This is a genomic window from Methylophaga thiooxydans DMS010, assembly GCF_000156355.1.
Lineage (GTDB): Bacteria > Pseudomonadota > Gammaproteobacteria > Nitrosococcales > Methylophagaceae > Methylophaga > Methylophaga thiooxydans.
The window spans coordinates 50,143-60,796 of record NZ_GG657888.1 but is presented as its reverse complement, the minus strand read 5'-3'; the positions used below and the strand labels follow the sequence as shown (position 1 = coordinate 60,796).

The 10,654-nt window shown below is 47.8% G+C and carries 14 protein-coding genes; all 14 read right to left on the bottom strand.

All coding sequences use genetic code 11. The features are described 5' to 3' along the window. Nucleotides 1-204 (bottom strand): hypothetical protein (locus MDMS009_RS03050; RefSeq protein WP_008290359.1); only part of this gene is annotated, 204 nt, incomplete at its 3' end. 35 nt (nt 205-239) lie between these two features. Beyond that, on the bottom strand, nt 240-1,130 hold the full coding sequence (locus tag MDMS009_RS03045; protein WP_008290170.1) for a hypothetical protein: 891 nt from the start codon (nt 1,128-1,130) through the stop codon (nt 240-242). 31 nt (nt 1,131-1,161) lie between these two features. Then, nucleotides 1,162-1,923, bottom strand: coding sequence for a DNA adenine methylase (locus tag MDMS009_RS03040; protein ID WP_008290345.1), 762 nt, complete (start codon nt 1,921-1,923; stop codon nt 1,162-1,164). Next, nucleotides 1,889-2,083: a Com family DNA-binding transcriptional regulator gene (locus tag MDMS009_RS16665; RefSeq protein WP_081443584.1), complete on the bottom strand. Its 195-nt coding sequence runs from the start codon at nt 2,081-2,083 to the stop codon at nt 1,889-1,891. Before MDMS009_RS16665 ends, MDMS009_RS03040 begins: the two co-directional genes overlap by 35 nt. Nucleotides 2,084-2,221: 138 nt before the next feature. Beyond that, complete coding sequence (locus MDMS009_RS03035) at nt 2,222-2,584, bottom strand: hypothetical protein (protein ID WP_008290144.1); 363 nt, start codon at nt 2,582-2,584, stop codon at nt 2,222-2,224. Next, complete coding sequence (locus tag MDMS009_RS03030; protein ID WP_008290356.1) at nt 2,584-3,105, bottom strand: hypothetical protein; 522 nt, start codon at nt 3,103-3,105, stop codon at nt 2,584-2,586. The genes MDMS009_RS03035 and MDMS009_RS03030 overlap by 1 nt, the downstream gene beginning before the upstream one ends. Then, nucleotides 3,105-4,052 (bottom strand): hypothetical protein, encoded by a 948-nt coding sequence (locus MDMS009_RS15735; RefSeq protein ID WP_008290149.1) that lies wholly within the window; start codon nt 4,050-4,052, stop codon nt 3,105-3,107. The genes MDMS009_RS03030 and MDMS009_RS15735 overlap by 1 nt, the downstream gene beginning before the upstream one ends. Before the next feature lie 2 nt (nt 4,053-4,054). Next, nucleotides 4,055-4,642, bottom strand: coding sequence for a YmfQ family protein (locus MDMS009_RS03020; RefSeq protein ID WP_008290129.1), 588 nt, complete (start codon nt 4,640-4,642; stop codon nt 4,055-4,057). Then, the gene (locus MDMS009_RS03015) at nt 4,633-5,697 is read right to left on the bottom strand and encodes a baseplate J/gp47 family protein (protein WP_008290140.1); all 1,065 of its coding nucleotides are present in this window, start codon (nt 5,695-5,697) and stop codon (nt 4,633-4,635) included. The genes MDMS009_RS03020 and MDMS009_RS03015 overlap by 10 nt, the downstream gene beginning before the upstream one ends. Then, nucleotides 5,687-6,148, bottom strand: a complete 462-nt coding sequence (locus tag MDMS009_RS03010) for a phage GP46 family protein (protein ID WP_008290120.1) — start codon at nt 6,146-6,148, stop codon at nt 5,687-5,689. The genes MDMS009_RS03015 and MDMS009_RS03010 overlap by 11 nt, the downstream gene beginning before the upstream one ends. Next, nucleotides 6,145-6,696 carry a phage baseplate assembly protein V gene (locus tag MDMS009_RS03005; RefSeq protein ID WP_008290167.1) on the bottom strand — a complete coding sequence of 184 codons (552 nt, stop codon included), beginning with the start codon at nt 6,694-6,696 and terminating at the stop codon, nt 6,145-6,147. The genes MDMS009_RS03010 and MDMS009_RS03005 overlap by 4 nt, the downstream gene beginning before the upstream one ends. Next, nucleotides 6,696-7,718 carry a phage baseplate assembly protein gene (locus MDMS009_RS03000; protein WP_008290121.1) on the bottom strand — a complete coding sequence of 341 codons (1,023 nt, stop codon included), beginning with the start codon at nt 7,716-7,718 and terminating at the stop codon, nt 6,696-6,698. The genes MDMS009_RS03005 and MDMS009_RS03000 overlap by 1 nt, the downstream gene beginning before the upstream one ends. Further along, nucleotides 7,711-8,838, bottom strand: coding sequence for a DNA circularization protein (locus MDMS009_RS02995; protein ID WP_008290153.1), 1,128 nt, complete (start codon nt 8,836-8,838; stop codon nt 7,711-7,713). Before MDMS009_RS02995 ends, MDMS009_RS03000 begins: the two co-directional genes overlap by 8 nt. After that, nucleotides 8,838-10,610, bottom strand: a complete 1,773-nt coding sequence (locus MDMS009_RS02990) for a phage tail tape measure protein (RefSeq protein WP_008290161.1) — start codon at nt 10,608-10,610, stop codon at nt 8,838-8,840. The genes MDMS009_RS02995 and MDMS009_RS02990 overlap by 1 nt, the downstream gene beginning before the upstream one ends. Between the last annotated feature and the right edge of the window lie 44 nt (nt 10,611-10,654).

The window sequence follows — 10,654 nt, the reverse complement described above, 5'->3', positions numbered from 1 at the left end:
TGGCGAAACTACTCCTCGCTTAACCAAACGTCTCAGCAAAATCCTAGCGACTTGGTCTGGCTTCATACCTCCAAGAGTGGTGAACTCGACCTCTGGCTTATGAGGGTCACCTAGATCACCATAAACCCGAACCACACCACCAACTTCATGGTACTCAGACTCATAGAGCTTCCCTTCGACCTCAACAGAAACAAAACCAGACATAACAAACTCCAAACTAACTATAGGTAATTAATGATCTATTTAAGCTGCTTTATATAAGAAGTAAATGCAGAAGATTCATCATAACTGCCACCTAAACGATCAAGTGGTTTTAAGTTCTCTCTAGTGAGAAACACTCTGGCAAAGAGAATGATTTGTGTGGCTTTACTGACTAAAGAGTCAACCTCTCTAACCCACTTCGCCCATTTCTCTAAATCTTGATAACTGAGCTGATTTATATCGGCATCTCTCAATTGATTGAGATTGCTTTCAAGCTGAATAACCACCAACTCTCTGATGTCGTTCTCATCATACAAAGCCTCTAAGCCAGCAATTTCAGCAACAGGACGTTCAACATAATGAGGCCTTTCAAGGGTTACATTTTGAGCAGCCTCAATAGCTTCAACCTCTTGCACAGTAGCTTTCACGGTAATTATAAGTTGATTACTCCGTGTCTTGATCATGCTAGACAAGGCTTTAGATATGGTAGGAAATTTATTCTGTTTAAACGGGCTAAGTTTAGAATTAGCCCAATTGGCACCTTTTTCCTGAGCCTTTAGTTCCGAAACCTGTTGTTGAACAGAATCAATATCAAACTCTCTTAATGTGGCACGGTTTTCAGATTCAGTAACAAAACGGTCGAAGCGTTTCGATAGAGTGTTGAATTCAACACCGAAGTAACTGGCACCACATAACTGGCCGATGTTAGTGGTATAGCCATCTTCAGTTGAGACAATATAGCCTTTGTTATGAGGCGAATGACAAGTTGATAAACCACAACGAATTTTTTCAGTAAAAGTATAATTACCTAGAATCTCCTTTAATTTATGGTCTGATGGATCGAGGTTTTCCTCAAAACCAGCTAAGTCTTGAATATCTCCCCATGAATCAACACGGATTAAGCCTTTCTCGGTATTTAGTGTAATCATCGCTTAAGAATGTGACTCCATTTGTTAATTATCACCAATTCCATATTAGCAGCTCACGGGATGCTTTTTTATTGTGATTTCCACCTACCGTGTAATTGATATTTAAAGGCTTATTTGAGAGGCCTTTAAAGACCTTTTTAATAGTGTCGTGGTCGTTGATGCTGATGAGCATTTTGCCTTGGATAGTTTGGGCCAGTTCTGCCATGGTTTCGTATTGTTCTAAACCAAAGTCTTGACCGTAACCTGCGGTTTCATAGTACGGTGGATCCAGATAGAACAGTGTGCCTGGTCGATCATATTTCTGAATGCAGCGCTGCCAGTCTAGGTTCTCGACGTTGGTTCTGGCCAGGCGAAGGTGAGCGGCGCTCAGATCCTCCTCGATGCGGAGTAGATTGAGCCGTGGCGGACTGGTAGTGGCGGTGCCATAGCTCTGGCCGTCGACCTTGCCACCGAAGGCAAGCTTTTGCAGATAGTAGAACCTGGCTGCACGCTGGATATCGGTGAGCGTTTCGGGTGTTTTGGCTTTTTCCCATTCAAACAGTTGTCTGCTGGATAAGGCCCACTTGAACTGCCGGACGAATTCTTCAAGGTGGTGCTGAACAACCCGGTAAAGGTTGGTCAGCTCACCATTGATGTCATTAAGCACTTCGACTTTGGATGGTTCCTTTTTGTAAAAGAGCGCTGCGCCACCAGCAAAGACTTCGACGTAGCATTGATGTTCCGGAAACAGGGGCAGGATGTCTTTTGCGAGTCGGGTTTTACCGCCCATCCACGGGATAATTGGTTTGGCCATGTTTTTCCTCTATTGGTCTGGCACTCGCTGGTGCTGGATTAAGAGACTCAATGGCCTTCACGTTGTTGAGTGTCTTACATCGCGGACACTTGATTTCGATTTGTACGTATTCAGCTTTAGCCAGTAACCGGCTGCAGCCACCACATCTAACTTCTTTCATGTGAGCCTCTATCTGTTTGTGCTAGGCTGGCCCGGCTGCGTCGACGCGGCGGGATGGCCTTGGTTGGCTCACAGGGTATGTGCCTGTGGGTTGACGGCTCGGCAGTGTTGGCGCACTGCCGAGTCGCTGTCTCTTCCTTTACTTCAGTATTTGGTCTAGCGATTTGTATTGGCCATCTTCAAAATGAAAACGGCCAAAGAAGCGAACCAGACCATAGAACCCAACAGCTTCTATAGCTGCTGGCAATTGTAATGACCAATGCAGCCGCTTGACATCTCGCAGCATGGCTTTAAAAAAGCCTCGGTCAGCTGAGAGACGATCCTTATCACCACCACCACGTTGGTAGTTAAAATCGTGATGACGGCAACTCGCCTCGAAGAACCAACCAAATAACAGCTTAGCAACTGGTTCGGGTAGCCAGTCAGGGCCACAGCCATTTCCAAAACTGATTTTTTGTTCCGGTGTCAGGTCTGACCAGGATATTTTTGATTGCTTAGGCATTACCTGTAATCCACAACAATCGCGTCAATATCAGCTTGAATCACATCCGGCTGCTGCTCATCTTCGTGCTGTGTTTGAAGTGCATAAAGCAAGTCTTCATAGTCCTGCTTTTTTCCAATAGCTGGGCCAGCCACACTTTTATAATTGGACGCATTGCTAATGATTCGTCCGACTAGGGTTGCTTTATCAACGCTGGCTCTCTCTGCAACAATGAAGTCAATCAGTGGCGTCGGCGCGGCATTGTCCGACTGCCAAGCTATTGCTTCTGGCTCTTGCGTTGGGAAGCTAGCAATTTCTTCAGCCGTATAAAGACTCGTGACTGGAGCCATGGCTAGTTTGAATTTCTGAACAATCTCAGAATGCTTATTAGCAAGCCGATCATCGATTATTAGTTTTGAATCTATGACAGATTGAATTTCTGACTCATCAATTTCAGTCATGCCAGACTTAATTAAATGATCTTGTGAGCCATCGGATTCAAATGCAAAGACATTATTATTTTCGTCTTTAAAATATTTCATTATCTAAGCTCCCACCAAACATCAAATCCCGAAAGAACTCCAGCTCCGGCTTGATATGTGCTACCGTTCGGAATAATCAAATTAACGTATTGTTCATCAGAATCACCTGCGATAGTGCAGATAACTTCACCGTCAACAAGGAAATTACGAGGCCCACTGCCAGCGCTTAGAACTATCGCCAGTTGAATAGATCTACCAGTAGTGTTTGTATAAGTAACACCCTCTGAACGACTGACAAAAACGTCTTGCCAGACCTGCCCCTCGCCAATAGCCATCGTTTTGATTTTGGCATCAAGCTTGTCGGGGCTGATAATACTCTCAGTCGTATCGGTTCCCGTATTCCATGTCGTCTGATCCTGAATAGGCGTACCGGCAATCGGGTCAATATCAACAAACATCACGGTGGCTGATTTAGCCAGACCGACGACCACCTTTTCGGATGGCGCAGTTGCAGTAATTTCCCCCTCCGTACTGCCAGACAGATAATACTTGTCACCCACCGTCAGGCCGGAGAACAGCGCCGAACGACCAAACGCTTCGACCAGGCTGTTGGTGACATCCGCAAAGCCGACCATCTTCTGTTTGTCGGTACCGTCGGCAATGGCACGGTCATAGCGGCTGTTGGCAGTGTCCCAGTACACGGCATCGCCATCGGCTACTGATGGACCAAAGGTGACATCTTCCAGCCGTACAACGTGGTTGGTGGCTGAGACCAGCTTGACGATGGCTTTCTGCAGCAGGTTTAAATCACCATCATCAGGTGTGAGGCCTGCATTAGTGATGACGTTGCGTAGTGACTCGCCCATTTTGTAGAACCAATGCGCGCCGGGCCATGTCGCTGGTGTACCGGATGTAGGATCACCATTTGTTGGATAACCAACTGACGGTACTGCTGGGGCATCAGGAGGTGATGCTGAAGCATCCGCTTCATAATTACGTGGTTCCATTATTATCCTCCGTAGGAAAAAATGAGTGTGGTGTGATCGGGTTTTAATCTATGGAGTGTGCATTCGAGGCGCTTATTGCCCCATGATGCTAATGGCTCATCGACGCGGCCATTCACTCTCCAATAGCTAATCGTTTCTTCAGGCGCATTGACCTGCCATGCAAACTGCCAAGACTGCCCATAAAGCGGTTTATTGACTCGGTCTGCGACTGTCCAGCGCGAAAACTCGGTGATAGTGACTTGATAGCCAATCGATTCTGCAATGGCTATAAAATACGGGATGCTTTGCCCCCCTTTATTGGTCACTTTGGCGTATAGGCTAGCCAGTCGCTGCTGAAGGGTTTGCACGTCATCTACGCACGGATCGGGCAGCGCGTAAGCGGCTTCCCACTCATTAAGCATTTCATAGGTGGTACGCGGGTCTGCTTCGTCTAACAGGTCATCTTCACGGGCGTGAAGGATGGCAAGCTCTTCAGCGGTTGATTCGAACAAGCCGATAAAGTCAGGATCGTGTTGCAGATCGTCCCAAAGCAGGCCGCGAGGCATTAAGGCCATCAGCATAGTGAGGTATTGCTGGGTTTTTATTGCCATGTGATATCACCTGGCACGAGAATTTGGCCTAGCGTTAGCGTGACGTCTTCTGTCGGGCTAACTAAAACATGATCGGTCTCACCAGCAGCGATACTAATCGCTTCTCGGATATGGCTGACTTTGATAGTGCCTTTGCCATTACCATCTTCTGGAATCGCTTCTCGCGAAAGTAAGTCGGCTATTTCGGATTCAACGGCTGCTTTGACAACCGTGGTATTCGGTGTCAACGCGATAGTTAAATCTAAAGCGACAGGGATGGGGGCAACAACATAGATCCCGGCTGTAACAGGGTGCTGTTCAAAAATATAGTCATACACCGCTTCCACTTCAGTCGCATCAGGGATGATGCTGTCATCGTTATCTCTCACGAAACGAACGGTGACAGTGCCTTCACCCATCTCACCCGGATATTGCCATGCACGGGTAACACCTGGCACTTGTTTTGACCATCTAATGTAGTCATGTGCCGCGCCACCTTGAGCCGGTTGCTGGATGTTTTCGATATGACGTTGACGCCAACTTTCAAGCTGCTCGATGTCGGTACCATTGTTAATACCGTCTGCGTCAACGATGGCTTGGCCATTAATACCGGCAAGGGTATCGACAAAGGTTAAGGCAACGCCAGCGATGGCATTGGCTTCAGCGCCTGGCAAAACGGCTGTGACTGAAATAACGGCTTCACCACCGACAATAGTGACTTCATCATCGACTGTGTATTCAACCGCATCAGCACGTTTTAGAGTTTTACCGGCTTCGATAACAGCGCCATTGGTGCCGGTGACTTCACATTGGCCGATCGCGTATTCGAATGGGTTTCGCTCGGTGCCTTCAATTGATGCGAGACGACCAAAGTGCGCTTCATCGGCGCTATCAGGCAATAACTGCTTCGCTTTATAGGCTTGATAGCCATACATCTCATGCATGCCACCCGCCATGACCGTGGCAAAGATATTAAACGGTGAACGGCGCAGACGTGGCTGACCATCGGTTCTGCTATCAATATTCGCCGTTAAACGGGCATGTAATTCTGCCAATGAAGGACGTTTAAACGCCATTGAAAGCCTCCCAGGCATAATTGAAATTTAAAAGCTGGCCGTCTGCTGTTTCGATGTCGATATCTAAGGCTAACCATTCAGCGCGTGGGTAACTGGCTGTGACTTGCACGGAATCAACCACTTCATCATCAATGAGATGCTGCAAGGCTTCATCGGCATAGTCTTCAGCGGCTTTTCGCACAGGCTCGGTTTGCTTTTCACGTTGTAACAACCAAAGCCGTGAGCCGATCAAGTCACCAGAAACAGACGCCAAGGCATCGCCCCACCAGCCACGTTTATCATTGGTGCCATCGGGGATGACGTCATCTGAGTCGGCTTGTCTGTCAGTGAAAAGCGCCACGATGACGGCTGTTTCCAGTATCGCGACGTAGGTAATTTTTAATGGATCGGTTTCCAGCACAAAGCGTGGACGACCATTTTTATTCACCATTTTGATAACAAAATCCATCATGGTGTCATACTCTGATTAGGGTTACTGGTGGTGCCGCCACTATCGCCATTATGATTGTGGCCGTTATAAGTAGAACGCATGCTCGCCATGGTCAGACCATCGCTATCGACGTGATCGATAATGTCGCCGGTGACGTTCAGTTGGCCTTCGATACGAAAAACCGGCACTTTGGCCGTGATTTGTGTGTTGGCAATCAACTCCATCAGGCCACCCTGCTTGAGGTGAACGAGTTGTCCTTGACTATCGTAGAGTGCAACTTCGCCCGGCTTGAGACTGACTTGACGATAGCGCTTATCATCCATCTTGATGCAAACATAGCCATTGGTTTTACCGCCAATAGCCGCGACGACACCTTTTGCTCCGGGTAGTGGCACGGATGTTATGCCGTAATCTTGAATGCGAGGCACCTCAATCACCTCACCAGATAAGGTTTCGATCTGCACCATTTGAATCGGTGGTGCGTCATTGACTTTAAGCAAGGCACCGACACGTAGCATTTGTTGCAGGCCACGTTTTAATGGTGACAGTAATTTCTGTAAGCGACGCATTACCAGACACCGCCTTCATCGTTTGGCTCTGGCAGGGCTTGTAGTTCAAACGCTTCAGGCAAACCAAGGATCAGCTCAGCGCGCAGCCCTTTATCATCAACTATATAGGTGATGCCTACGATCAATAGGTCACGATTGACATTCAGGTAGTGGTCTTTCACTGCGATAAGGCAATTGGGTTCGATCAATTCATCGTCTAAATACCAGCTCAGCATCGTGTAATTAAATGTCTGAGCTTTCGCTGCAGAAATATTTCTATGCCATGTGGCTCTGGCTTTGCAGCCAGCGGCATCTAAGGCATCTTCAGCTAGAATAATTTTAGGTCGATGACGAGTAACGGCTTTATCTGCCACGGTAGCTGACACCGATACCGTATCTATCCAGGCACTGCTGGTTTGGCCTTTAACCGTGTAGTGACTAAAGCGTTCGCGTGATGAGCGTTTACGACTACCGGCTTTAATGTTGACACCGGTTTCTAAACTGCCTTTCAGGCGTCGGGTTCCGGAACGTGTGATTTTTAGGCCACCCAAACCATCAGACACTAGCAGTACTGCTCTGATTTTAGCGACGGTATCGAGCACTTCAAAGGTGCTTTCACCTTCATCTGATTTCATTGTGGCAAACGGTTTGCTGGTATCAACCGTTGAGGACACCGGAATACCGTATGGCTCACAGAGTACTGACGCACCCTCTAATTGGTTACGACCAGCCCACTGAAACGATGGCGCGCTACAATCAACCAGGTCACCGGTTGCATCACGCCCTGCTACTTGAATGCCATTAGTGCTGTCATCATAGCTATGATCAACTTCATCAATATAGCCAGTGATGACCGTGTGATCATCAATCGTCACCTTGCAGGAATCGCCATCGTTAATAGGGCGTGGCGCGCTGTTTTCAGACCATTTATCAGTCAGCTTGAGATTAAACTCATTCGCAATTTGAACAATTGAACGATTGATCCGAACCTCTTCCCAGCCATACCAGTCCAGACCATTCACTTTCAAGGCGACATCATGCATCCAACACCTCCAAAGTCTGACCACCGGGTACAAATCCGGGGTGACCGATGTTATTGCGAGAGACGATATCGGTTGCACGATCAGCGTCTTGGTAGAGCTGATGCGCAATCACTAATGAGGGCAATGTCGCTTGTGGTGTATAGCGACGAACTTGCTTGAGGTTGGCGGCACGTTCTGTCAGGTCTTGAACCATGGAAGCCCGTAAATCTTGCAGTGCGATATAGGTCTCATCGTCTGCCGCTTGCATTTGCTCATCTAATACCTCAGACAGTTCATCACGTGCGGCAATCGCATCTTGAGCCGAGTCATAATCACGGGTACTAGCCACTCTGGCCGCTTCAATTTGTGATGATTGTTGTACCAGGTTAATGATTGCCTGCTGATTTGAGGCTTGCTGAACACGACTTGGCGTGGTGGTTGGCACGGCGGCTGATTCGCTACCAAAGCTGAACAGTTTACGAAACTGAGTCATGGCAGAAAGACTGCCGACACTGCCAATCACCTGCCCCGCTAAGGCATCGGGCAAACCAACAAAATCGGCAATGGTGGCATCGATAACACCTAATCCGGAAAAGCGTGACTCGATATCGGATAAGACGGTTTTCGCCTGTTCTTTCACCCAACCTGGAAAGCCGGTAACGCTGTATGCCGATGTAAATTGTTGCTTCACTACAGCTTGTGCGTTTTTGGCCGCTGCATTGACGCGTTGTTGCGTGTCAACTTTTGATGTTGGCTTGGCGCGTGACTCAGCTTTGTAAAAAGTCAGAGTAAATCGGGCAATACCACCTTCTTTATTGGTTTCACGCAAACTGCTGGGGCCAGCCTGCACACGGACACGTCCGAGGTAACGATGAACTAAGGTGCCAGAGCCTTTTTTGTTTAAAGCCTCAATCAGTTTGTCACGCTGCTGCCTGTAATCTTCACCCACTACAAAAGCAGGAAAGGAGTACACAGCATCTTTGCCGCCTAAGTCTTCGGCATAGGCATCATCTTTAAAGGGATAATCATGCAACTGGACACGGCGACCAAATTCGAGCGTATGGTCATCAACATAAAACTCAACGCCACGGAATGAGGATTGTTGAAGTTGCTCGCGCCATGTCAATACTTGTTCGGCCATTACAGATTCCCCACTGTAGGGCCAGTATCGACATTAATATCCATGTCATCGCTTTGGATATTTTTGACCTGGACACGCTTATCGGTGACTTCAATTTGCAGTTGGCTGCGTTTTTCCGCACTTAATGCGGCCTGAGCATTATCATTACCAAACAAAGCCAAGGCTTTAGCAATCGAACGGCCTAATGCGTCAGCAAACTCAGTGCCTTCTAATGCATTATCATAAATAACCTTACCGGCTCCGTAACCTGCCAAACCAGCAGCGCCAACTGCTAAACCAGCAGTACCCATCGCTCCGGCACCCATCGCTGCTATTGTTTTCATATTTGGCGCTGCTCTAAGCATTTGCCTACGATTAGGTTTTTTTACTTTTGGTTTCTTTTTTGGATCCATACCCGTTGGATCCATGCCGCCGCGCATATTGACAACATAAACAGGCGTTACCCCATCCATCCCGCCTAGTGCACCACCCATGGCGGATTTAGCTTTGCTGCCTTTAACAAAGTCGGAGATACCCTTGCCACCTTTATAGAGTTTCCTCGCTAGGATAGCTGTGCCACCGACTGCAACCAGACCTGCTGCACCTTTGATGAGCATATCCAGTGTTTCTTTATCAATGTCATTGATCGTGTCCGCCAATGATTGAATGTAGGTAGTCAGGTTTGAGTCAGCAAATTGTTGCCAGGCAGTGTAGAGGTTTCGCATAGCGCCTGCGGCATCATTTGCTGCTCTGGTCGAGTCTTCTAATGTGGTGGTGCCATCAGCGTGGACATTCATGAATTTATCTAAGCTTTCCAGCCCACCAGTGCGCTGGAACTCGGCAGTGGAAGAATTGAATGCACGCATGGCTTCTGCATCAAACACGGTGCTTAACAGTGTTTTTTTGCCTTGTGTTTTTTTGATAATGTCGACCATGATTTCATTGATTGGTCGCAACACTTCTTCGCCACGACTTAAAGCTTCAGCATCAAATATTTTGATGCCGCCGCTTTTGAGCATGTCTATTTTCTTAGCATCACTCAGTGTCCGCATTAAGGCTTCAAAAGCCGTCGCTGCCATCTCTGATGAGCCGGTACCCTGACGGATAACCTGCAATGCCGCACCCATCTCACGAATAGCAGGAATACCTTGCCGCCCCATCGAGGTGTAAGCGGTGACAACACGAGGGCCTAATGCCGCAATATTTTGCAAGGTGAACGCGCCTTCTTTACCTTGCACATTGAGTGTGTCGAGTGCCGTAAGCACGTCTTTTTCCAAGACGATGCCCATTTTCTGGAACTCACCTAGCACTTCACCAATCGATGTGCCTTCTGCACCGGTTGCCTGGATGGCTAAACCAATGTTGCGGATATTGGCTTCAGCAAAGTCCAGGTCACCGGTTTTCTCGACAATAGATTCAATCGCGCTGGTGATTTGACTTGGGTCAACTCTGATGTCGGGTGATTGTGCCGTTTCATAGATTTTCTTTTTCAGTTCATCGATTGCTTCAGCACCGATATTGGCTTGAATGCCTAGCCGAGTGAAGCGACGCTCAAGCGAGACTAAAAACTTGGCTGTTCCGGCACCAGCGGCACCGGTCAATAGTGCGGTGTAACGATTGCCTAACTTATCAAGCCCGTTACCAAAGCTGCTGACACTTCTACGCAACACGCCCATTTGACGTTGGCCTGTTTTGCTAAAGCGTTTCCAACGGTCTTCATTAACACGCATCTGGCGGCCGAAGTTACCTCCGGCGTTGATGTTGATGCTGGTTGTTAAGTCGTTTTGGCTCATCGTTTCATTAGCTGCGTATAAAAGAGTCTTAAAGGTCTATTTAA